General features: G+C 69.7%; 21 protein-coding genes and 1 tRNA gene. 12 read left to right on the top strand and 10 right to left on the bottom strand.

The window, feature by feature from the left end; all coding sequences use genetic code 11:
• Nucleotides 1–57: 57 nt before the first annotated feature.
• Complete coding sequence (acs, locus tag ABH929_RS06625) at nt 58–2019, bottom strand: acetate--CoA ligase (protein WP_404560583.1); 1962 nt, start codon at nt 2017–2019, stop codon at nt 58–60.
• Nucleotides 2020–2732: 713 nt separating this feature from the next.
• Between acs and ABH929_RS06620 the strand changes: the two genes are divergently transcribed.
• The 12 genes from ABH929_RS06620 to ABH929_RS06565 all read left to right on the top strand — a co-directional run bounded on the left by ABH929_RS06620 (nt 2733) and on the right by ABH929_RS06565 (nt 13814).
• Nucleotides 2733–3752 (top strand): CpaF family protein, encoded by a 1020-nt coding sequence (locus tag ABH929_RS06620; RefSeq protein WP_404560582.1) that lies wholly within the window; start codon nt 2733–2735, stop codon nt 3750–3752.
• Nucleotides 3749–4627, top strand: a complete 879-nt coding sequence (locus ABH929_RS06615; protein WP_404560581.1) for a type II secretion system F family protein — start codon at nt 3749–3751, stop codon at nt 4625–4627. The genes ABH929_RS06620 and ABH929_RS06615 overlap by 4 nt, the downstream gene beginning before the upstream one ends.
• Nucleotides 4628–4711: 84 nt before the next feature.
• Nucleotides 4712–4924: a DUF4244 domain-containing protein gene (locus ABH929_RS06610; RefSeq protein ID WP_404560580.1), complete on the top strand. Its 213-nt coding sequence runs from the start codon at nt 4712–4714 to the stop codon at nt 4922–4924.
• Complete coding sequence (locus ABH929_RS06605; RefSeq protein WP_404560579.1) at nt 4845–5258, top strand: TadE family type IV pilus minor pilin; 414 nt, start codon at nt 4845–4847, stop codon at nt 5256–5258. The genes ABH929_RS06610 and ABH929_RS06605 overlap by 80 nt, the downstream gene beginning before the upstream one ends.
• Nucleotides 5259–5274: 16 nt before the next feature.
• Nucleotides 5275–5733 (top strand): hypothetical protein, encoded by a 459-nt coding sequence (locus ABH929_RS06600; RefSeq protein WP_404560578.1) that lies wholly within the window; start codon nt 5275–5277, stop codon nt 5731–5733.
• Nucleotides 5709–8516, top strand: a complete 2808-nt coding sequence (topA, locus tag ABH929_RS06595) for a type I DNA topoisomerase (RefSeq protein ID WP_263089859.1) — start codon at nt 5709–5711, stop codon at nt 8514–8516. Before ABH929_RS06600 ends, topA begins: the two co-directional genes overlap by 25 nt.
• Nucleotides 8513–9148 carry a dTMP kinase gene (gene tmk, locus ABH929_RS06590; RefSeq protein ID WP_404560577.1) on the top strand — a complete coding sequence of 212 codons (636 nt, stop codon included), beginning with the start codon at nt 8513–8515 and terminating at the stop codon, nt 9146–9148. The genes topA and tmk overlap by 4 nt, the downstream gene beginning before the upstream one ends.
• A gap of 61 nt (nt 9149–9209) precedes the next feature.
• Nucleotides 9210–10352, top strand: coding sequence for a DNA polymerase III subunit delta' (locus ABH929_RS06585; protein ID WP_404560576.1), 1143 nt, complete (start codon nt 9210–9212; stop codon nt 10350–10352).
• 64 nt (nt 10353–10416) lie between these two features.
• The gene (locus ABH929_RS06580) at nt 10417–11052 is read left to right on the top strand and encodes a TetR/AcrR family transcriptional regulator (RefSeq protein ID WP_263089863.1); all 636 of its coding nucleotides are present in this window, start codon (nt 10417–10419) and stop codon (nt 11050–11052) included.
• A 46-nt stretch (nt 11053–11098) separates the two neighbouring features.
• Nucleotides 11099–11171: transfer RNA gene (locus ABH929_RS06575), tRNA-Thr, on the top strand.
• Between the two features lie 1167 nt (nt 11172–12338).
• Complete coding sequence (locus ABH929_RS06570; protein WP_404560575.1) at nt 12339–12722, top strand: helix-turn-helix domain-containing protein; 384 nt, start codon at nt 12339–12341, stop codon at nt 12720–12722.
• A gap of 579 nt (nt 12723–13301) precedes the next feature.
• Nucleotides 13302–13814, top strand: coding sequence for a PASTA domain-containing protein (locus ABH929_RS06565; RefSeq protein WP_404560574.1), 513 nt, complete (start codon nt 13302–13304; stop codon nt 13812–13814).
• Between the two features lie 80 nt (nt 13815–13894).
• Here the strand turns inward: ABH929_RS06565 and ABH929_RS06560 are convergent, their stop codons facing one another.
• The 9 genes from ABH929_RS06560 to ABH929_RS06520 form a co-directional block, all read right to left on the bottom strand.
• Nucleotides 13895–14380, bottom strand: coding sequence for a hypothetical protein (locus ABH929_RS06560; RefSeq protein WP_404560573.1), 486 nt, complete (start codon nt 14378–14380; stop codon nt 13895–13897).
• Complete coding sequence (locus ABH929_RS06555) at nt 14371–14841, bottom strand: hypothetical protein (RefSeq protein ID WP_404560572.1); 471 nt, start codon at nt 14839–14841, stop codon at nt 14371–14373. The genes ABH929_RS06560 and ABH929_RS06555 overlap by 10 nt, the downstream gene beginning before the upstream one ends.
• A gap of 14 nt (nt 14842–14855) precedes the next feature.
• Nucleotides 14856–15293: a hypothetical protein gene (locus ABH929_RS06550; protein ID WP_404560571.1), complete on the bottom strand. Its 438-nt coding sequence runs from the start codon at nt 15291–15293 to the stop codon at nt 14856–14858.
• Nucleotides 15294–15303: 10 nt separating this feature from the next.
• Nucleotides 15304–16071, bottom strand: a complete 768-nt coding sequence (locus tag ABH929_RS06545; RefSeq protein ID WP_404560570.1) for a hypothetical protein — start codon at nt 16069–16071, stop codon at nt 15304–15306.
• Nucleotides 16072–16136: 65 nt separating this feature from the next.
• Entirely contained in the window at nt 16137–16382 is a 246-nt protein-coding gene (locus tag ABH929_RS06540) for a hypothetical protein (protein WP_404560569.1), read from the bottom strand.
• Nucleotides 16383–16389: 7 nt separating this feature from the next.
• A complete protein-coding gene (locus ABH929_RS06535) occupies nt 16390–18738 on the bottom strand; it encodes a hypothetical protein (protein ID WP_404560567.1) in 2349 nt (782 codons plus the stop codon).
• Nucleotides 18735–20291, bottom strand: a complete 1557-nt coding sequence (locus tag ABH929_RS06530) for a hypothetical protein (RefSeq protein ID WP_404560566.1) — start codon at nt 20289–20291, stop codon at nt 18735–18737. The genes ABH929_RS06535 and ABH929_RS06530 overlap by 4 nt, the downstream gene beginning before the upstream one ends.
• 18 nt (nt 20292–20309) lie before the next feature.
• On the bottom strand, nt 20310–21281 hold the full coding sequence (locus tag ABH929_RS06525; RefSeq protein WP_404560565.1) for a hypothetical protein: 972 nt from the start codon (nt 21279–21281) through the stop codon (nt 20310–20312).
• Between the two features lie 13 nt (nt 21282–21294).
• Complete coding sequence (locus ABH929_RS06520) at nt 21295–22158, bottom strand: hypothetical protein (RefSeq protein ID WP_404560564.1); 864 nt, start codon at nt 22156–22158, stop codon at nt 21295–21297.
• Between the last annotated feature and the right edge of the window lie 302 nt (nt 22159–22460).

Raw genomic sequence — 22460 nt, 5'->3', positions numbered from 1 at the left:
ACGGAACGAACGTGAGCAGGGCCTCCAGTCCGAGATGGACGGGAGGCCCTGCTTCCGTCACCGGGACTCCGTGAGTTCCGCGATGGTCGCCATGATCGTCGGGTCGGCGAGCGTCGTCGTGTCGCCGATGCGGCGGCCCTCGGCCGCGTCGCGGAGCAGACGCCGCATGATCTTGCCGGAGCGCGTCTTCGGCAGTTCGGGGACGATGACCACCTGACGGGGCTTCGCGATCGCGCCGATGCGCTTGCCCACCCAGTTGCGGAGTTCGGTCGACGCCGATTCGCGGTCGACGTCCGCAGCGGCCTCGGCGGTCAGGATGACGTACGCGACGACCGCCTGCCCGGTCGTCTCGTCGGCGGCTCCGACGACGGCGGCCTCGGCGACGCCTTCGTGTCCGACCAGGGCGGACTCGATCTCGGCCGTCGACAGGCGGTGGCCGGAGACGTTCATGACGTCGTCGACGCGGCCCTGGATCCAGATGTCGCCCTGACCGTCGAGCCGTGCGCCGTCGCCGGCGAAGTAGCGGCCGGGGAACCGCGACCAGTACGTCTCGACGAAGCGGTCCGGGTCGCCCCAGATGCCGCGCGCCATCGACGGCCACGGCTCGGTGATGGTGAGGTAGCCGCTCTCGCCGGGGTCGGCGCGGTTGCCGTCGTCGTCGACGATCTCGGCGACGATGCCGGGCAGCGGCGTCTGCGCGGCACCGGGCTTGAGCTTCGTGACGCCGGGCAGGGCGGAGATCATGATCGCGCCGGTCTCGGTCTGCCACCACGTGTCGACGATGGGTGTGCGGTCGTGGCCGATGACCTGCCGGTACCAGTTCCAGGCCTCGGGGTTGATCGGTTCGCCGACGCTGCCGAGCAGTCGCAGGGTCTCGAGACTGCGGGCCTCCGGGATCTCGCGACCGGCCTTCATCGCCGCACGGACGGCGGTGGGGGCGGTGTACAGGACGGTGACGCCGTAGGAGTCGACGATGTCCCACCAGCGGCCGGGCTTCGGCTCGTCGGGCGTGCCCTCGTAGAGCACCTGCGTCACGCCGTTCGCCAGGGGGCCGTAGACGACGTACGAGTGCCCGGTGATCCAGCCGATGTCGGCGGTGCACCAGTAGACGTCCTTCTCCGGGTGCATGTCGAACACGTTCTTGTGCGTGTACGCGGCCTGGGTCAGGTACCCGCCGGAGGTGTGCACGATGCCCTTCGGCTTCCCGGTCGTGCCCGAGGTGTAGAGGATGAAGAGGGGGTTCTCGGCGGGGAAGGCCTGCGCTTCGTGTGTGGCGTCCGCTTTCGCGAACTCGTCGTGCCACCACACGTCGCGGTCGTTCCAGGCGATCTCGTTGCCACCGCGCTTGACGACCAGGACGTGCTCGACGCTGTCGGTGCCCTCGCCCTCGAGTGCCTCGTCGACCGCGGGCTTGAGCGCGGACACCGCGCCACGGCGCCAGCCGCCGTCCGCCGTGACGACGAGCTTCGCGCCGGCGTCCTCGATGCGGGCGCGGAGGCTCTCGGCGCTGAACCCGCCGAAGACCACGGAGTGCACGGCACCGATGCGGGCGACGGCGAGCATCGTCACCACCGCCTCGGGGATGAGCGGGAGGTAGACGACCACTCGGTCACCCTGCCCGACACCGAGGTCGGTGAGCATGTTCGCGGCGCGCTGCACGTCGGCGGTGAGTTCGGCGTAGGTGATCCGGCGGGTGTCGCCGGGTGCGCCCTCGAAGTGGATCGCCACGCGGTCGCCGTTCCCCGCGCGGACGTGCCGGTCGAGGCAGTTCTCGGCGACGTTGAGCGTGCCGTCGGCGAACCACTTCGCGAACGGGGCGCCGGACCAGTCGAGGGTCTGCGTGAACGGGGTGCGCCAGTCGAGCAGGCTGCGGGACTGCTCGGCCCAGAAGGCCTCGCGGTCGGCGGCGGCGGCCTCGTGCAGGTCTTCGTGCGCGACGGCGTCGGCGACGAACTCGGGCGTCGGCGGGAAGGTGGCGCCGTCGTCCTCGCGGTGGTCGGTCTGGGTCGGAGTGGACATCGATGTCCTTTCGCGTCGTTGCGTCCTCAGGGTGCGCCACGGAGACTACCCCTCGGCCGGTGCGCTGCGTGGTTCCGTGACGAGCGGCGGCCCGTGCGCTGCGCGGTTCCGTGACGAGTCGCGCCCCGGGTGCGGGGGAGCGGGGCCGCGGTGGCGGGCCCGGGTGCGGGGCAGCGGGGCCGCGACGGCGGACGCCGGTGTGTCCTGGTCGCGGCGGCACGCCCGGCGGTCGTGTCGGGGGTTGCCCCGAGGGGCGGATCGTGGGGTACAGTAGATCCTGCTGGACTCGTTTCCAGCGGCATCGAATCGGATTCCCCCCAATCCTTCGGTGTCCAGGCGGCACCAGTTCCCCCCAACCGGTGCCGCCTCTTCTTTTGTCCGGGGTCCGGCTCGAGCGATCAGCGTTCGCCGGCCGCCGACGATCGGCGGCGATCCGCACGGGGACGCCGGTCGAGTGGACAGACCGGTACATGCTCACGCATGGAGTGGCCGGCGGTCTCGTAGCAGTTGCTACTCCGCCCCGGCGCCCGTGATCGACGGGACCTGCTCGCGTCGTCCGCCGTCACGCCGTGTCGGGCGCTCGTCGCCGAGTGGGGTACGGCTTTCCGTTTCGGGGGACAAATCGGTCCGTTGGTGCCGTCGGCACTTACCCCTCCACAGGCTGGTTGTGGCACCGGATGCCGAAAACGGCTCTCCTCCTACGCTCTGGCGTCATGCACCGTCACCGTGCCACGCCGTTCCTGCCCGAGGCCGGGCCGTTCCTTCCCGGGGCTGCTGCCGCTGCCCTCCGACGCCGAACGCACGGTGCCGTCGAGTTCGAGGAACTCGCCGGACTCGTGACGGACGCCGGGGTCACCGACGTCCTGGTCGTCGGCGGCGTCGGTACCTGGACCGACCGTGGCGTCGGACTCGAAGCCGTCGCGCCACGCCTGACCGAGGCACGCACCCGCGAGCTCGCCACGCGGCTGGTGGCGCTCGGCGGCCGCCACGTCGACGAGACCACGCCGTGTGCGGACGTCCGGCACGGCGACGGGATCCGAGTGCACGTCGTGCTGGCCCCGGTCTCGGTCGGTGGCACGGCCCTCTCGATCCGGCTCCCACACCCAGACCGTCCGACCCTCGCCGCCCTCGACCGCGCCGGCACCTTCGAGCACGTGCCGCGTTCCGTCGTCGAGGACGCGGTGCACCAGCGCCGCAACGTCCTGGTCACCGGTGCCACCGGCAGCGGCAAGACCACCCTGCTCGCCGCGATGCTCGGCGCCGTCCCGGTCCACGAGCGGATCGTCACGGTCGAGGACGTCGCCGAGTTGCGCATCGCCCACCCGCACGTGGTCGCACTCGAAGCACGGCAGGCGAACGCCGAGGGCGTCGGCGCGCTCGGCCTCGACCGGCTCGTGCGCGAGGCCCTGCGGATGCGCCCGGACCGAATCGTCGTGGGGGAGTGCCGGGGCGCCGAGGTCCGCGAGCTCATGTCCGCGCTGAACACGGGCCACGACGGGGGCGCCGGCACCGTGCACGCCAACGGTGTCGCGGACGTCGCCGCTCGGCTCGAGGCGCTCGGCGCCCTCGCCGGGCTCGGCGTCGAGGCGCTGGCCCGACAAGCGGTCAGTGCGTTCGACCTGGTGCTCCACGTCGAGCGTCGGGCTGGTGGACGACGGCTCGCCGCGGTGGGCGCGTTCCACGTCGGGTCGGACGGGAGGCTCGGGGTGCGCCCGGTGGACGGAACACCGTGAGCAAGGGGTCGCTCCCGGGGCGTCGGGCCCGGCGTCCCGTGCCGTTCGACCCGGCGCGCGTGGCCGGCACCCTGGACCGGGTCGCGACGCTCGTCGCCGCCGGGGTCCCGCCGCCGCGGGCCTGGGAACTGGTCGGCCGGCTCCCTGCGGGGGCCGCTCGCGCGGGGATCGCTCCCGCGTCCGCGGACATCGCCGTCGTCCTGCGGGTCGCGGAGCAGACCGGTGCCCCCGTTGCGGACACCCTCGGTGCCCTCGCCGGAGCGCTCCGTCGATCGGCCGCGTCGGACCGGGCGGTCCGGGTCGCCCTCGCCGGCCCGCGCACCAGTGCCCGCGTCGTCCTGGCGCTGCCGTTGTTCGGCCTCGGACTCGGGGCCGCGTGGGGGTCAGGCGCCGTGCAGGTCCTCACGGGCTCGCCGCTCGGCTGGGTCTGCTCAGCGCTCGCCGCCGTGCTCGTCCTGTCCGGGCGCGCCTGGACCGCACGGCTCGTCCGGTCGGCGACGCCGGACGGACGCGTGCCCGGGGTCGTCCTCGACGCCTGGGCGGTCGCCGTCTCGGGCGGCGGTTCGTGGATCGACGCCGGCGAGGCGGTCCGTCGTGCCGCCGACGGGATCGTCCCGCCGGCGGCCGACGTGGTCCGTCTGCGCGAGGTCCTCGACCTGGCCAGGCGGGCGGGCGTGCCCGCGGCAGGACTGCTGCGCCGCGCCGCGGAGGACGTCCGTGACGACGCTGCCGCCGCCGGGCTCGCCGCGGCCGAGCGCCTGGCCGTCCGACTGGTGCTGCCGCTCGGCGTCTGCGTCCTGCCCGCGTTCGTGCTCGTCGGGGTGGTCCCCGTCGTGGTGGGCGTCCTCTCCTCCACCGTCGTCGGTGCGCGATGACCTCTCCACAGATGGCGCTCGAGGCCCCGATCGTGCAGTGGCCACGCGCGACGCTGGGATCACCGCAACAGAAGGGACGAACCCATGAGCACCACCCCGAACCGAATCCGTCGCACCAGCCGCGTCCTCGACCGGCTCCGCGCCGTCGCCCAGGACGACCAGGGGTCCGCGACCGCCGAGTACGCGGTCGTCATCCTCGCCGCCGTGGCGTTCGCCGGTGTGCTCGTCGCCGTCATGCGCTCGGGCGAGGTGCAGACCATCCTCACCGAACTCGTCCGCGGTGCCCTCTCGCTGTGACCACGGGCGGCGCTCCGACCGGGGCTCGGTCACGGTCGAGTTCGCGGTCGTGCTGCCTGCCGTCGCCCTCGTCCTCACCCTGCTCGTCGCGGCCGTGCTGGTCGTCGACGGACAGGGACGCCTGCAGTCGGCCGCTGCGGCGGCCGCGCGGGGCGTCGGGCGCGGCGACGACGCCGTCGGACTCGCCGCCGCCGAGCGGATCGCACCCGGATCCTCCGTCACCGTCCGGCGCACCGACGACCTGGTGTGCGTCGACGCGACGCGCGGTGGCACCGGTCCGTTCTCGGCGCTGCCGCTCCGGGCGACGGCGTGTGCTGCGACCGGGGGACGCTGACCCCGAGCGCGGTTCGGTGACCGTGCTCGTCGCCGCCGTCCTCGGCGTCGGGGTGCTCGTCGCGTCGTCGGCGCTCGCCGCCGCCGGACACCGCACGCAGGCAGTCCGGGCCGGGGACGCCGCCGACGCCGCCGCGACCTCGGCCGCTGCGGCGTCCATCGGACTCCTGACGGGGTCGCCGTGCGACGTCGCCGAGCGGGTCGCACGGGCGAACGGCTCGGCCCTCGTGGCCTGCGACCTCGCCGCCGCGACGGCCCAGGTGCGGGTGGTCGTCGGCTCCGGACCGTTCGCCGTCGGCGCATCCGCGGTCGCCGGTCCGGCGGACGACCACCCCGACCACCCCGACCACGGTGTGTATGGTGTGCCTGTCGGCCACCGGTCACCGATGTCCCGGGCGACCCGGACACGTTCGTGTCCAGGGCCGACCAGCACCACGGATCAAGGAGACACGTGCCAGGCACGAAGAAGCTCGTGATCGTCGAGAGCCCTGCGAAGGCGAAGACGATCGCGCAATACCTCGGTGACGGATACGAAGTCCAGGCCTCGGTCGGACACATCCGCGACCTCGTCGAGCCCAAGAACCTGCCGGCCGAGCTCAAGAAGGGCTCCCTCGGCAAGTTCTCGGTGGACGTCGACAACGGCTTCGAGCCGTACTACGTCGTGTCCGACGCCAAGAAGAAGACGGTCGCCGAGCTCAAGCGTGCGCTCAAGGACGCCGACGAGCTCTACCTCGCGACAGATGAAGACCGCGAGGGTGAAGCGATCGCCTGGCACCTGCTCCAGGTCCTCAAGCCGAAGGTCCCCGTCAAGCGGATGGTCTTCCACGAGATCACGAAGGAGGCGATCCAGCGTGCGCAGGAGGCCACCCGTGAGCTCGACACCGCCCTCGTCGACGCGCAGGAGACCCGCCGCATCCTCGACCGTCTCTACGGGTACGAGGTCTCGCCGGTCCTGTGGCGCAAGGTCGCTCCCGGCCTCTCGGCCGGTCGTGTGCAGTCCGCCGCGACCCGGCTCGTGGTCGACCGCGAGCGCGAGCGTCTCGCGTTCGTCTCGGCCAACTACTGGGACCTCTCCGCTCGGTTCGAGAAGACGGGGGAGTCCTCCTTCTCGGCGCGACTCGCCCGGATCCAGGGCACCCGCGTCGCCTCCGGGCGCGACTTCGACGACCGCGGTGCGCTCAGCGGTGACGTCGTGCGTCTGGACGAGGCCGCAGCCGCCTCGCTGACCACCGTGCTCGAGCGCGCCGGCGACGCCACCGTCCGCAGCGTCGACTCGAAGCCGTACACCCGCCGGCCGGCGGCACCGTTCACCACGTCGACCCTGCAGCAGGAGGCAGCTCGCAAGCTGCGCCTGTCGCCGCGGCAGACGGCGCGTGCGGCGCAGACGCTGTACGAGAACGGGTACATCACCTACATCCGTACCGACTCGGTCTCGCTCTCGAAGCAGGCGATCGACGCGGCCCGCAAGCAGGCGGGCGACCTGTACGGCGCCGCGACCGTGCCGGACAAGCCCCGTCTGTACGCGAGCAAGAGCAAGAACGCGCAAGAGGCGCACGAGGCGATCCGTCCCTCGGGCGACACCTTCCGCACCCCGCAGGAACTCCAGGGCACGCTCACCGGTGTCGAGTGGCGGCTCTACGACCTCATCTGGAAGCGCACCGTCGCGTCCCAGATGGCGGACGCCAAGGGTTCGACCGCATCGATCGTGCTCGGCATCGCGTCGACCGAGTCGGTCGAGGGCATCTCGTCGACCGCGAACGGCACGGACGCCGAGTTCACCGCGTCCGGCACCGTCATCACCTTCCGCGGGTTCCTCAGCGCCTACGAGGAAGGCCGCGACGAGGACCGCCACGAGTCGAGCGAACGTGCCGGTCAGGACGTCGCACTGCCCGACGTCAAGCAGGGCGAGCACCTCGAGGTGCACGACGTGCTGGCGAAGGGGCACGACACCACGCCGCCGCCGCGCTTCACCGAGGCCAGCCTCATCAAGACGCTGGAAGAGCTCGGGATCGGGCGTCCGTCGACCTACCCGACGATCAGCCCGACGATCATCGACCGCGGCTACGTGTCCCTGCGCGGCACCCAGCTCGTGCCGAACTGGATCGCGTTCAGCGTGGTCCGGCTGCTCGAGGAGTACTTCGGCGAACTGGTGGAGTACGACTTCACCGCCGAGATGGAAGAGGACCTCGACCGGATCGCCCGCGGCGACGCCGACCGGGTCGACTGGCTCAAGGGCTTCTACTTCGGTGGTGGCGACGACGACCAGCGCGGCCTGCGGACCGTCATCGACAACCTCGGCGAGATCGACGCACGTGAGATCAACTCGGTCGAGCTCGCACCGGGCCTCACCCTGCGGATCGGTCGCTACGGCCCCTACATCGAGGTGCCGAGCGATGACCCGGAGAAGCCGCGTCGCGTCAACGTCCCCGAGGACCTGGCACCCGACGAGCTGACCGTCGAGAAGGCCAAGGAACTCGTCGACGCCCCCGTCATCGGCGACCGCGTCGTGGGCATCAACCCGGAAACGGGCAAGGAGGTCCTGGCGAAGGACGGCCGTTTCGGCCCCTACGTCACGGAGCGCACCCCGGAGCCCGAGCCCACCGTCGACCCGAAGACCGGCGAGGTCGTCGACGCCGCAGCCGCCGCCCCGGAGCCCGCAGCGGCCGAGGCCCCCGCCGAGACCACGACCGGCAAGAAGGCGCCGGCGAAGAAGGCCCCGGCGAAGAAGACGACGAAGAAGGCCGCGGCGCCCAAGGAACGGACCGCCTCGCTCTTCAAGTCGATGGACCCGGCGACCGTCGACCTCGAGACCGCGCTGAAGCTCCTCGACCTGCCCCGCGTCGTCGGACAGGACCCGGAGACCGGCAACGACATCACCGCGCAGAACGGTCGCTACGGCCCGTACCTGAAGAAGGGGACGGACACCCGGACGCTCCCGGGCGAAGACGCGATCTTCGACATCGACCTCCCCGGTGCGCTCGAGATCTTCTCGCAGCCGAAGTACGGCGGCAACCGTGCCGCGAGCTCCGCGCTGAAGGAGTTCGAGGCGGACCCCGTTTCCGGCAAGCCGATCAAGATGAAGGACGGGCGCTTCGGCCCCTACGTCACCGACGGCGAGACGAACGCGACGATCCCGAAGGGCGAGGACGTCGAGGCCGTCGACCACGCCCGTGCGGTCCAGCTCATCGCGGACAAGCGCGCCAAGGGCCCGGTCAAGAAGAAGACGCCGGCCCGACGGGCGCCGGCGAAGAAGAAGTGACCGGACGGTTCATCACGCTCGAGGGCGGCGACGGCGCGGGCAAGACGACGCAGGCCGAGCTGCTCTCGGCGTGGCTCGTCGAGCACGGCCGCACCGTCCTGCGCACCCGTGAGCCCGGAGGCACCGACCTGGGCCTCCGGATCCGCGAGATCGTGCTGCACGAGCGCGGGCACGTGTCGCCCCGGGCCGAGGCGCTGTTGTACGCGGCAGACCGCGCGCACCACGTCGAGACGGTCGTGCGTCCCGCGATGGCCCGCGACGAGGTCGTGCTGCAGGACCGGTACATCGACTCGTCGGTCGCCTACCAGGGCGTCGCGCGCGGCCTCGGCGCCGAACACATCCGCTCGGTGTCGGAGTGGGCGGCGGACGGCCTGGCGCCGGACCTGACGATCCTGCTCGACCTCGACGTGACGGTCGGACGCGCGCGGGTCGCCGCGGCCCGTGGCGACACGTTCGACCGCCTGGAGTCCGAGGCCGAGGCGTTCCACGAGTCGGTGCGGCGGGCCTTCCTGGACATGGCGGCGGCTGAGCCCGACCGCTTCCTGGTGGTCGACGCCGGCGGATCCACCGAGGACGTGCAGCGTGCCATCCGTGCCGCGGTCGCCCCGCTCATCGCGATCGACGCGGCATGACCGTGGGCGCCCGCAAGGTGGTCGTCGACGGTATGACGGTGGTCACTGACAGGATGGCTCCGTGAGCGTGTGGGACGGCCTGACCGGTCAGGAAGAAGCAGTCGCCTCCCTCCGGAACGCCGCGGAGTCGACCGACGGCACCGGCGGCATGACGCACTCGTGGTTGATCACGGGGCCACCCGGGTCCGGTCGGTCGAACGTGGCGACGGCGTTCGCCGCGGCCCTCGTGGGCAACGGTCCCGACGACGACCACACCCTGCAGCAGATCACCGCGAAGACCCACCCCGACGTGTCGGTGCTCACGACGCAGCGCGTGATCATCACGATCGACGAGATCCGGCAGCTCGTGACCTCGTCGTACTACTCGCCGTCGGTCGGGCGGTACCGCATCGTCATCATCGAGGACGCCGACCGCATGACGGAACGCACTTCGAACCTGCTGCTCAAGGCGCTCGAGGAGCCCCCGGAGCGCACGGTCTGGATCCTCTGCGCCCCGAGTGAAGCCGACCTGCTGCCCACCATCCGGTCGCGCGTCCGCTCCGTACGCCTCCGGGTCCCCGGCATCGAGTCCGTCGCCGACCTGCTCGTCGCGCGCACTGGCATCGACCGCGCCCTCGCGATGGACGCAGCACGGCAGGCGCAGAGCCACATCGGGATGGCGCAGCGCCTGGCCACGAGCGAGGACGCCCGCGATCGTCGGCGTCGCACCCTGACGACCGTGCTCGGCGTCCGCAGTGTCGGTGATGCCGTGATGGCCGCCGCCGACCTGCTCGCCGTCGCCGACGAAGACGCGAAGGCCATCACGCAGCAGCGCGACTCCGAGGAACGCGACGCCGCACTGCGATCGCTCGGCGTCGAACCCGGCGGCACGATCCCGACGGCCCTCCGCTCGCAACTCCGTCTGCTCGAAGACGACCAGAAGCGCCGTGCGACCCGCAGCCTGCGCGACGGTCTCGACCGCATCCTGGTCGACGTGTCCTCGCTGTACCGCGACCTGCTCCTGCTCGGTCTCGGCGCCCCGGCGGAACCCGTCAACCTGGCGATGCGCGACCACCTCGACCAGGCCCTGCAGTCGGTCACGCCGGCCGCGGCGCTCGAAGTGCTCGACGCGATCGCCCTCGCCCGGCAGCGGATCGCCGCGAACGTGGCGGCGTTGCTCGCGCTCGAGGCACTGCTCGTCACGATCGCCCGCGTCCGGCACTGACCGCGACGCACACTCCCCGCGACGCACAGTCCCCGCGACGAGTGGGGCATGGGACAATCACGGCATGCCCGACGCTGAACCCGGCCTGCGCGAACGGAAACGCCGCGCCACCCGCCGCGCCATCCAGGCGGCCGCGCTCCGCATCGCGATCGAGGACGGCCTCGGCGCGGTCACCGTGGACGAGATCTCGCGTCGAGCCGACGTCTCCCCCCGCACGTTCTTCAACTACTTCCCGAGCAAGGAACAGGCGATCCTCGGGGACGACCCCGAGCTGCCCGACGACGCTGCGCTGCAGGAGTTCGTCGACGGGGGACCCGACGGTGACCTGCTGTCGGACCTCGGCGCACTGCTCGTGCACTCGACGCAGGAGCTCATCGAGGAACGTGGACTCATCGAGGAACGGCAGCAGGTGCTCCGGGCGAACCCCGAGCTCTTCAGTCGTCGCATGGAGTCGATGAAGGAGTTCCAGGCCGAGATCCAGGCCGCGGTCGCCCGGCGGCTCGAACGCGAGGACCCCGAGCTCGCCGCGGACCCCGATGCACTCCGTCGTCGGGCGCGCCTGGCGTCGATCGTGGCGCTCGGTGCGCTCCGGCACGCGTGGTGGGAGTGGTCCGGGTCCGAGACCGGCTCGCACCTGGTCGACGAGCTCCGCAGGTCCTTCGCCGAGCTCGGCGTGCTCGTTTCGCGTTCACTCGTCTGAGCCTGTATAGTCATTGATCGTGCCGCTCCGGGTTCGGAGCGAGCGCGCCGCCTTAGCTCAGTCGGTAGAGCGATTCACTCGTAATGAATAGGTCGTCGGTTCGATTCCGACAGGCGGCTCAGTAGGAAAGCCCCGTTCAGCATGGTCTTGCGACTTGCCGGACGGGGCTTTTTAGCGAGCTCAGTGCACACAGGAGTGCACACATCACGATGGGTGTGGGTTGAGAACGGTGGCACCGAACGCAAGCATGCGGGAAGCGGCCCGACCCGTGCTCACCCGAAGAGCAACAGGCCGGGCCGCCCTGATCCCCGTTACAGCAGGCATTCGAAGTCCACGCCGACTCAGATTGCTCCCGGAGTGGAAGTTGTGGGTTCGGGGTGCCCTTGACAGGTTCGGGTCTCCGTCTGGGGCACCCCGAGTGCGCACGATCCGACGGAGCCGTAGCGAGCAGGCATGCAGTCGAATTCGCCACTCAACGGGGGCGAGTGTCACGCAGCCAGGGTCGCCGCGGAGCGCACCTGACGAATGTACCGCCCTGACTTGACCTGCTGTCAGGTTTCGCCCCGAAGGTGGGGTGCCGACGCTTTCCCTGGCCGCCGGCACCCCTGGCGGACCTGACCCGAACAGACCCGCCACGTCCTACTGTGCACCGTACGACACGTGTTGTTCTAATCCGGAGTCAGCTGACGTGGCGCGCGGACTGTTGGCCGTGACTGCAGATGCGGGATACGGCTGGTGCCTGCTCTTCCACCTCGACGAGACGGGGTCTATCGTCGGGGCAAGCCCGGTTTGAGCATGCTCCTGGGTGAGGGTCCGCGGTCCTCGCGGGTCCGGGGGAGTGGTGCCGACAGTGAACGATCAGGGTGGCGGCACCACTCTCACAACTCGTCGAGAAGCTCCGTACCGGGCCGAAACGGACTCTACTTCTGCATCTCGTCCCTCCGTAACAGTCGCCACCCCCGCACGTAGGCTCGTGCCGTCGGGGTTTCCTGTCCGGTACCCCGACGGGTCGGATGCGTTTTCGTCGAACGCGTCCAGTTGAGCCGTCACCCTCTGCCAAAGAACGGTGACGGCCCAGCGCATTCAAACACCCCCTGTTCGAGGGGCACTGAACTCTGGCAGAATAGAGTTACCCGGCCACGCCGGTGAGAGTGCCTCCCTACCTGATCCGGGGAGGACAACGCTCGTCCTACGGGGACGTGCCTTCGTCACGGAGGCATGTCCCCGCAGTCGAACCGGACCGGGTTGTGTGGGCGCGGATCGACGGCGGAGTCCTATGCTGCGGTATGCCTAGTGGAGACCTTGAGCGCCTCGGCATCGATCGAGACCTGTACCAAGCGCGTATCGGACGTACCCTCGAGTTCCTCGAAGGGCACTACCGTCAGCCACTCACCGTGCACGACGTCGCACGCTCGGGCGACTGGTCCCCGCGGAGTATGCAACAAGCGTTCAGCCTTCAACTCGGCACTACCCCCTTCGTGCTTTTGCGCCGGCTCCGTCTCCAGTACGCCCACGACCGCCTGGCAAATCCGTACTGCTGGGACAGCGTCGCTACTACCGCCAGATCAGTCTCGATTGCACACTTGGGCCGCTTCTCCGCTTACTACAGCGCTGAGTACGGCGAGCTGCCATCCGAGACTCGCGCACGCAGCCAGCGAGTTACGACGTAGGGTCCACGGCCGCTGCTCGCTCAGCGCTAGCCACGCGATCGACCGATGATGATGCCATCGGCGCAACGGCAGCACGATCGGTCGGCGGCGTCAGGTCGGTGAAGAAGTCACGGAACATCGACGAGTCCTGGTGCACATACTCTCCGCGCTTCGCCCGGCGACGAAGCCCCCGCAAAGTCTGAACGCGCGTCGGATCCACGCCGGACATGCCCTCGTAGTTCGAAGCGGCCATGACTCCTCCTTCTGTCGCCTCCAGCACCAGTATCGTCCGCGCCGTGGGCGCTGTCCGCCGAGGCCATGCCGCTGTCCACTGCGCGCTCCCACCAATGGGGGGAGGGCCGCGGATGCCGACCGGATACTGCGCAGAGGGTTCTCGTTCCGGCTGTTCTGAGTCGCGGCCCGAACGGGGGTGTGCGGTGCCCGCGGTCAGCGAGGCATGATGCGGCCATGGGGACATCGACGAACACACAGCTTCCGAGTCGTGCCCCGGCACTGATGCGAGTGCTGTTGGCTCTCCTCCTTGGCGCGTCACTCGTCTTCGGTCCTGCAACCGCGGCTCACGCTGCGGACGGAGTGAAGATGCCAAACACGGTCGGGATGACGGCGAAGACAGTGCGCAATCTGCTGCGCGACGAGGGGTTCGTGGTGAAGCTCAAGCCCAAATCACACGGGCCTGTCGTCATGCCGTCGCACTGGAAGATCACGAAGCAAAGCCCGAAGGCGGGCACGGTGATTGAGCCAGGCGACAAGATCAAGCTAACCGTGAAGCTCAAGAAGAAGTACGCGTCGAAGACCACGTCGCCGGTCGCGACCAAGACGGCGAAGGCGGACTCGGACACGACCAGCGCCGGCCTGGATGGCGCGCATGCAGCGACAGCCTGCGACCGCTACGGTGACGCGAAGTACCCGTACGGGTGGAAGGGGCACATCTTCCTCGGTGTCATCGCGTCCGAGGCTCGGGGGGACCACTACTTCTTCAAGTTCGAGGCCGACGTCACGAACGCTTACGACGCTGAGGCCTCCGCCACCGTCGACTGCACCGTCGCAGGCTCGAACGACACCCCAGAAGTCACCGAGTTCGACGTCTACTGACCCCCGGGAACGACGAAAGAGCCCCGCAAACCATCACGGTCTGCGGGGCTCTCGTTCGTACACGTGGCGCTCGCCGGAGGTCACTCCTGCGGGTCTGGGGCGATGATCTGCTTGATCTGGGCGGCGGTGAGGGTGTCGTAGTCGACGTCCTGCTCGTCGTCCAGGAGCTCGCGGATGTGCTGCGACAGCGGCGGCGGCGCGTCCTGCTTGCCCCATGCCGCTCGCCAGTCGTGGATGTGCTCGCGGACGGCGTCGCGGATCCGGTTGATCCGTCCGTACAGCGACCCGACGACCTTCTTCATCGCGTCGATGTCGGCGCGCTGCCGGTCGGACTCCTCGCGGAGTGACTTCGTGGCGGTGGCGACTTCCTTCGCGGCTTCCTCACGGATGTACTTCGCGAGGTCGAACGCCTGGGAGAAGCCGGCCGTCTCGCGCTGCCGCTTCGCCTCAGCCTTCGCACCGCGGCGGGCGGTCCACGACGTGATCAGCGCGGTCGACACGACGCCGATGACGCCGAGGCCGGCGACGATGATCGTCGGGTCGAGGCCCGCCTGCTCTACGGCCACCCGTTCACCTCCCGGTCGCGTGCGATGTCACGGAGCCGCCACCGGGGTAGCTCGGTCATGGAGTAGATCGCTGCGGCGACGGCACCGCGTCCGAGGTCCCCGCCGACGACGCCTGCGGTGGCGACCGCGGCCGCGTACAGCAGGATGAGGCCGACGAGGAACGCCTTGCCGTAGAACTCGAGCCGCCACAGCTGTGCCGGGTAGGCCAGGCCGACCAGGCACATCAGCGTGGTGACGACGAGCGCTGCGGACCACGCTTGCGCGTAGGGCTCGGAGAACGTGTCGCGGATGGCGGGGATGCCGCCGAAGTAGCCGAGGACACCGAACAGCAGCACCGCGATGTCGAACCGGGGTAGGTTCGCGCGGAGCATGTGCTCGATACGGGCGTCCTTCGGCGACACCGCTCCGTCACCCCAGATGGAGTGCGCCGTGAGGCGCTTGATCAGTTGGAGCGGTCGCACCACTCCACCTCCGCTCAGTCGCCCTGCTCGGTGCGGTAGTCGACGGTCGACGCCTCGTACACGGCGGGCTGTAGCTGCTGCGCGGCGTCGGTCTTCGCGGCGTCGACGCGGATGGTGACGCCGAGCTGGGTGGCGACTGCCTTCACGACGGCGGTGAGCACGAGGATCGCGTTCGCCTTCGTGAAGTGCCCGTCCGGGGCGACAGCGACGACTGCCGAGAGGACGGCGAACAGGATCGCCGCGCCGGTCTTCGCGGCACCCTGCCAGCGGCTGTGTACGAGGGGCAGCCAGTAGATGACGCCGGTGCCGGCGAGGAGCAGCCCGATCTGGGTGAGGGTCTGCCAGTCGACCAGTGTCGAGGTGCCGGCCGCTCGGGCCGCTTCGAGGACGCCGAGGATGGCGACGAGCAGCGGCAGGAGCGCGGACGAGTAGCGGGTGAGCAGTGTGTTCACGGTGGTCTCCTCAGAGGTTGCGGTCGTCGATGAGCTTCTGGAGGTCGGCGTCGATCGCGCCGAACGCTGCCTTCCGTCGATCGGCGGTCTGCCGGATGATCAGGTTCATCCGCGCCGACGTGACCTTCGTGGCCCGCTTCGTGGCCTGCGAGTACGGCACGGCGTCGGCCTTGTCGGTGAACTTCTGGACGGTGAACTCGCCGACCAGGTAGTAGTACTTCGCCTTGAACAGCATGAGCATCCCTCCCGGGGACGTGATGACGGCCGGAGCCGTCGGCTTCTTGATGGGCTTCGGGGTGATGCCGTGGTAAAGCGCGGCGGCGTCCGGGTACGGGGCCAGGAGCTCCGTGCGGGTGGCCATTTCGTGGTGCCAGGGCTCACCGAAGTTGCCGCCGGTCCACGTGCCGCCACGTGCTTCGACGAGCTGGTGGAGCTTCGCGAACTCGGCGGTGGTGAGTGCCCGGTTGGATCCGTCGGGCATGGTGATGCCGAAGTCGACGGCGTTCCCGCGGAGGACCTCGTCGTGGCGGGACGTGAACGGCATCGCGACGACGACGCCGAGGATGAACCGGTTGATCCACAGGTACGTCTGCCGGGTCCGGGAGCGCATGCCCTCGTTGACGGACAGCTTCCCGGTGGCACCGCGCGCCTTCTGCCAGTTGTTGAAGTCGACGATGACGGACAGCACTTGCAGCGCCATCCGTGCGGACGCGACGAACTGGCGGACGCGTCGGAGGTCCCCGTACGATGACGGGCCGACGCTGAACTTGGCGACCATGCGCCCTCCTCCTGAAATGACGAAGCCGCCCGTGGAGGGCGGCTCGTGATGGTGTGGTGACGGGGTCAGTCCGTCTCGGCGGATGCGTCACCGGGCGGGTCCTCCGCTGGTTCCTGCGCCGGCACGGCCGGGTAGGTGGGGATCTCGCCGCCGAGTGATGTGATCGCCGCGGCGAGACTGTCGGCCGTCTGGTCGGCTGCCGCTGCGCGCGCAACGAACCGATCGGCGGTCGACCGGCACTCGGCGGCCTCTGCGCGAGTGGTGAGGTACTGGCTCTGCAACGAGGCCACGGCGGGCGTCGGATCGGTCATGGTTCTCCTACGGTCTCGGGGTGGCGGTGTAGTAGACGACGGGAGCGCCGGCCGCACCCGACGTCCAGTTGCCCAGGGCGAACGTGACGGCGTCCTTCGTGACCGAGTTGATGCCGATCGTGAGGCGCGAGTTGGAACCGTTCGCGTTGACCAGGGGTGCCTTCGTGAACCGTCCCGAGGGGAACGAGACCGTTAGCGTGTCCGAGCTGTTCGCGGCGAGCGTTCCGGAGTAGGTTGCTGAACCGGTCAGCGGGAGAGAGGACTGCCCGGTGTTCGGGTCGAGCAGTGCCCCGGCGTTGACGACGTCGAACCACACGGCCGGCGAGTAGACCACCGCGGACCCTGCGACCGGCAGACTCTGGGTGCCGATCAGCAGGTGCGACGTGCCGGTGCCCGGACCGATGCTGATCAGGCCGCCGGACGCCCCGTTCGGCAGACCCTCGATCACGCCAGCGTTCACGGCGGTCGTGCCGCTGACGCCGTAGAAGTTCAGCCGGTTGTTCGACAGGACCACGCGCTTGCCGGAGGCCGCGGTCTGCACGATCGCGCCGGTGAGGGTGATGCCGTTGAGGGAGTCGACGTCGATCATGCCGGCGGTGATCTTCTTCGCCTGCACGACGTTGGCGAAGAGGTAGTCGATGACCGCCTGCGACATCGTCGCGCCGGACGTGACGAACAGGTTCGACACGTTGACGGTCTGGAAGTTGCCCGTGGCCGCCGCGATCTTCTGCGCCACCAGATCCGCGATGGCAGCGGACCCGGCGGTGAGCTTCGCGACGTCGAGGTTCGCGATGACCTCGGACCGGATCTGCTGCGGCGTCCAGACCGGGGCCGCGAGCGTCCCCGACTGCAGCCACTGCCCGGCGACGTTCTTCGCACTGTCCCAGAGGAACCAGATCGTGCCGTTGGGTGCGGTCCCGGACGGCCCCGCCGTCGACGAGTACAGGATCAGCGGCTTGCTGTCCGCGGTCGCCTGCGCCGCCTTCGCGGCGTTCGACGCTGCGACCGCCGCCTGGTTCGCCGCAGCCGCCGCAGCGGCCGCATCGGTGGCGGCCTTGTCGGTGACCTGCACCCAGTCCGACGACGACGTGTCGTACGCCCATGGGGTGTTGTCGCTCGAGCGGATCCAGAGGTTCCCGACCGCAGCGTTCGCGCCGGTCGGCTTGGACGCCTGGTAGATGACCTTGCCCTTGCCGCCTGCGAGGTTTGCGGCTGCGAGGGCGGCGGTGTTCGCGTCGGCGGCGGTCTGCTGTGCGACGCCGGCGGCCGTGTTGGCCTGGGTGGCGACGTCCTTCGCGGCCTGTGCGGCCGCAGTTGCCGTCGACGCGGCCGCGGCGGCGTCGATCGCCTTCTGATCGGTGACGGGTACCCATCCGGAGCCGCTGGCGGCGATGAGCCGGCGGGCGGCGTACACGTCCGGGTTGTTGACCGTGGCGCTGGTGTCGATCTGGATCGTGACGACGAGCTGCGAGGTGGTGGGTGTGACGTACCCGCCGAAGTCCCAGTGCTCGGCGTTGCCGTCGGTGCTGTCACCCTTGTCGGTGAACGTGTACGACGCGATGATCCGCCCGTCGACACCGCCGTCGCGGATGCGGGCGATGGTCTGCTTCTGCAGCCCGTTGAGGTTCATCGACACGTACAGGCCGACGTTCACGGCGAGGCGGAGCCCGGCGGTGAGGCCGGTGAACGTCATCCCGTCGATGATGCGTTCCTGGCTGATGGTGTCGCGGGTGGCGATCTGCGCGACACCGGCAGGGTCGATGATCTTGCTGTACTCGACGTACCGGTTCGGGGTGTTCTTCGGGACACCGTTCGCGTCCGGGGTGATGTCGATCCACAGGTTCGCCGTGGATGCCCGCGACCCGGTGGGAGTCGACACCTGGTAGATCGTCTCGCCCTTGGACGTGGCGAGCCCGGCGGCGTCGCGCGCCGCGTCGGTGGCGGCCTCCGCTTCGGTCTTGGCGGACCCAGCAGCGACGATGGCGGTCTCGACATCGTTGGAGATCCCGTCGACGCGGACATCGAACGCATCGGAGACGTCCTGCATGGAGTCGGCGATCTCGGCGGCCTTGTCGTCGAGCGAGGCGTACGCGTCCTCGAGCCGAGCATCGAGGTCGTCGTCCGATGCTGTGAGGGTGTCCTGCAGGTCGGTGACGCCCTCGCTGACGTCGGCGGCGTCGTCCTGAACGACCGGGAGTGCGTCGTTCGTGTACGCGGCCTGCGAGACCGTCTCGGCGAGCGGGACTGCGTTCGCACCGCCGACGGAGGAGTTGCCGAGCTGCGAGGACGAGCCGAGCCGGGCGATCTGTCGCTCCTGCTCGATGAGTGTCGCCGCGATCTTCGCGCTCGTCTTCATGCTTCGATTCCCTGTCCGTAGAGGAACGAGTCCGTGCGCTCGAGGGAGAGGACGGTGGTGTCGTCGGGCGATTCGCTCATCGACACGATGCGGTGCCACAGCTCGAACCGTCCGAAGTGCGGGACATCGCCTTGGACGAAGATGTCGTCGCCGACGCCGTACGTGCCGCGCTTGCTGTTCGGGTGGTTGAGGACCGTGATGCTGTCGACCACGAGGGTGTTCTGTCGGGCGGTGAGCTCGGCGCGCAGCTTGGCGTCGAGCGCCTGCTTCGTCTTGACGTCCTTCGCCTGCAGCGTCGCGACGCGTCGGAGCTTCCCGTTGCGGACGCTGATCGACCGGCGGAGCGCGGCCGCACCGTCGCCGGCTCCGATGCCGAAGACCTCGGTCGCCATGTCGCTGCCGCTCGTGGCGGGCTTGAGCGCGACGGAGATGTTGACACCCTGCACGAACGACGGGTCCGAGTCGCCACTGAGACGCCGACCGATCCGCGGGTACGCGATCCGGATGCGGGTCTTCGGGATGTCGGCGGACCAGTAGTGCTCCTCGGCCCAGTCGAACGGTGCGTCCTTCGCGAGATCGTTGATGAGCTGCCCGCAGTCGGGGGCTTCCCACGGCTCGAGCGCGTACGCCCCGCCGTCGTCGCTCTCGGCCTGCTGCGCCTTGCTCTTCACGTCGGACGCCTTGTCTTTGGAGGCCTTCGCTGCCGCGACGACCTTCGCCTGAGCGGTGACGTCGGCGTTCTGCGACTTCACGGTGGCCTTCGCGTTGTTCGAGCTACCGGTCGCCGCGTTGAGCGCGTTCGTCTTCGTGGTCAGGGTCGCGTTCGCCTGGTTGAGGGCGGCCCGGGCGGCGTCGATCTTCGCCTGGTTCTTCGTCTTCTTCGCCGCCGTGAGAGCGGTCTTCGCCGCGGTGACGGCCTTCTTGGCCGTGGTTACCTCCTTCGACGCGGCTGCCCGGGAAGTGGTCCGAGACGACGACGTCTTCCGGGATGCCGCGACGATCGCGCGGAGCCGCTGCAGCTCCTTGTTCTCAGCCTGGTACGTCTTCTCGGCGGCGTCGTAGGCCGCCTCGGCAGCGATGCGACGCTCGGTGGAGTAGGAGCCCACCTTGACCGAGGTCGAGCCTGCGACCGTGAGACCGATGTCGGAGTCGGGGAACGACTGCACGTGCGCCACGAGGAGCCGAACGATCGCCGCCGGATCGACTTCTGCCCCGTACCAGGCGGCACCCTTGTAGGGCGTTCCGAAGAGGTACGTCGGGATGCTCGAGACGGTGATGGACCAGGTGGCCTCCTCACCGTCCCAGGTCATCGCGGTGACGATGCCGCGGAAGCGGATCTGTCCGTCGTCGTCGAGGGTGACGAGGGTCTCCCACTCGCCGAACATCGGCCGGCCGTCGGACGCGGGCTGCGTCGCGACGGACGGACCGATCGTCAGCGGGAGCGTCCCGGCTGCGGAGAGCTGACGGGTGATCGCCCCGCGCTCGGCTCCCTGAAGGTCGTAGGTGAGCACGTCGCCGGTGATGGCACGCTGGATGATGAGTCGTTCCGCCATCGCGGTGCTCCCTTCCTGCTACGCGAGGCGCTCGTAGAACGCGACCCGGTAGAGCATCTGCGAGGCGTCGTCGTACTTGAGGTCCGCCTGGTTGTTGTCGGTCTTGCGCATGTACGTCGTCGGTCGCAGCGTCTTGCCGCGGGATCCGGTGATCTCGCCCTCGGCGACCGCCTGCTGACTGATGCGTGTCGAGCTGACGACCGCGTCGGCGTTGAACGCCACGGAGTTGCCCTCGACGACGTTGTTGCCGGCGCTGTCTTGCAGCTGCACGTTGTACTTGCCGGTGGAGTTGCCGAGCGCTGACATCCCCGTGATCGACAGTTCGACGCGGACGTGCGTCGCCCAGTCCGGAACCACGATCGAGGGACGGAAGGGCGGGAAGACTGTCCCTGTCGTCGCGGAGAGTCGGCCGATGTTGACCCCGAGGTCGGAGAGCGTCTCGTTGCTCTCGTTCGGCTTGGTGAGCTGGCGGAGGTCGGTGATGGTCGCTGCGGTTGCGGTACCGGTCGATGCCGGCATGTCGATCCGGGCGAGCTCGATCGCGGAGAGCCCCTTGTACTGCGGCAGGTCCCGGATCAGCCGGGTCCCGGCCGGCACGTCGGGGAGGATGTCGAACCGGTTGTACGGGCCGTGCACCGGGTCGTCCGGTGCCTGCGCGTTGCCGTCGACGTAGGGATTGTCGACGCGGCAGATGACCAGGTGGGATCGCTTGCCGGCGGACCCGGAAGCGGGGACCAGGATCGACTCGGTGTCAGCGGTCGGGTTGCGTACACCGTAGGACTGCTGTGACGCGGTCCGGTTGAGGATCGTGCCACCGCCGGCCGCGATCTTCACTCCGGGCCCGGGGACGTCGAGCGGGGTGACCTTGAGGTCACCGGGCGCGCCGACGCCCTGCTTACCGCCGGTCGCGAGATACAGCGCCTGCCGGAACACATCGGGGCCGTGCTCGGCGTCGCCGCCGATGACGAAGGGAACGGGGTCAAGAGCCATCGGGGGCACCCTCCTAGGGCGTGGTGAAGGCCGGCCGCCACTCGATGCGCGCGCGGGGCGAGCCGGTGGTGGAGCCGGTGAGGGTCATCGTGTGAGCGCCGGGCCGCAGGGAAGCGGATGGCAGGAGCGTCGAGGCGCGGGTGAGCTTGGCGCTCTGCACGCCGTTCTTGGTGACGAAGCGACGCCCCGGGCGGGTGTCGATCGTCAGCCACTCGTCGTAGGCGAGCGACGTCGGCGCGGCGAAGGTGAACGCGCCAGGTACGGCGACGACGGGGTTGAGGATCTGCCCGCGGATCGTGATGACGGGCCACGTCGGCCGGCTGCCGGCGACGACGAATCCGTTCGAAGCTCCGGTGTAACCGCGCGCGACCATCGGGAACCGCATCGGGAAGACGAATCCGCCGCTCTGCGAGGACGCGATCTGCACCTCGAGGTGGTCCACGTCGCCGTACCAGAGGTCATCGGCGGTGGCGAAGTCGGCAGTGATGCCGATCGCCGCGGAGCCGGGCGGGTAGAACGCCGGTGTGATCCGGCGGGGGCGGCCGAACGTTGACCGCCCGGATGGGGCGGTGAGCGTCGCGACCGCGCCCGGCGTCGAGCGGATGGTGTCCGCTCGCCACAGTCGACGGAACTCGTCGTACAGCGCCCGTGCTTCCTCGTCGGTGTCACCGACTGCTGTGAGGCCGAACGCGTCGGTCTGCCCGGAGACGGTGTCGGCACCGAACGATGCGCCGTCGACACCGGTGAGCTTGCTGTCCTGGTTGTCCCGGTCCGCGTCCCCGATCTCCGGCGCGATCGCGAGCGGGTACTTCGACTGCTGCGAGCCGAACGAGATGGTCCCGTCCGGCCCGCAGTCGAGCGTCCAGTCACCGTTCACAGGCGGCCTCCTCGGCGCATCGATTCGAGCTTGTGGTCGATCTGGTCGAGGTCGTCCTTCACGTCGCTCTTGGCCGAGACGAGCGTGAGATGCCCGATCTTCGGGCCCTCGCTCACCTGCCGGTTCGCACCGGACAGGTTCTCCGTGATCCGCGGGGTGAGCGGCACCACGGCCTCGTCGTAGCGGCCTTCGCCTACGTTGACGAGCGTGCCGCCCTGGCGGCGGCCGACGAGCGCGCCGGCAGCGAGCTGTGGGACGTTCTGCGACATGCCCTTGAACTCGAAGTGCCACGGCTCCCGCTG

The sequence above is a fragment of the Curtobacterium sp. AB7 genome (genome assembly GCF_044909335.1).
In the GTDB taxonomy this organism is placed as follows: Bacteria; Actinomycetota; Actinomycetes; order Actinomycetales; family Microbacteriaceae; genus Curtobacterium.
The sequence above is the reverse complement of the archived record's forward strand: the minus strand, read 5'-3'. Positions and strand labels throughout refer to the sequence as shown.

Excerpts from the sequence above, each read along its gene's own strand:
- acs (WP_404560583.1), bottom strand. The coding sequence starts at position 2,019 with ATGTCCACTCCGACCCAGACCGACCACCGCGAGGACGACGGCGCCACC.
- ABH929_RS06620 (WP_404560582.1), top strand. The coding sequence starts at position 2,733 with ATGCACCGTCACCGTGCCACGCCGTTCCTGCCCGAGGCCGGGCCGTTC.
- ABH929_RS06610 (WP_404560580.1), top strand. The coding sequence starts at position 4,712 with ATGAGCACCACCCCGAACCGAATCCGTCGCACCAGCCGCGTCCTCGAC.
- ABH929_RS06580 (WP_263089863.1), top strand. The coding sequence starts at position 10,417 with ATGCCCGACGCTGAACCCGGCCTGCGCGAACGGAAACGCCGCGCCACC.
- ABH929_RS06570 (WP_404560575.1), top strand. The coding sequence starts at position 12,339 with ATGCCTAGTGGAGACCTTGAGCGCCTCGGCATCGATCGAGACCTGTAC.
- ABH929_RS06565 (WP_404560574.1), top strand. The coding sequence starts at position 13,302 with ATGCCAAACACGGTCGGGATGACGGCGAAGACAGTGCGCAATCTGCTG.
- ABH929_RS06545 (WP_404560570.1), bottom strand. The coding sequence starts at position 16,071 with ATGGTCGCCAAGTTCAGCGTCGGCCCGTCATCGTACGGGGACCTCCGA.
- ABH929_RS06540 (WP_404560569.1), bottom strand. The coding sequence starts at position 16,382 with ATGACCGATCCGACGCCCGCCGTGGCCTCGTTGCAGAGCCAGTACCTC.
- ABH929_RS06535 (WP_404560567.1), bottom strand. The coding sequence starts at position 18,738 with ATGAAGACGAGCGCGAAGATCGCGGCGACACTCATCGAGCAGGAGCGA.
- ABH929_RS06530 (WP_404560566.1), bottom strand. The coding sequence starts at position 20,291 with ATGGCGGAACGACTCATCATCCAGCGTGCCATCACCGGCGACGTGCTC.
- ABH929_RS06525 (WP_404560565.1), bottom strand. The coding sequence starts at position 21,281 with ATGGCTCTTGACCCCGTTCCCTTCGTCATCGGCGGCGACGCCGAGCAC.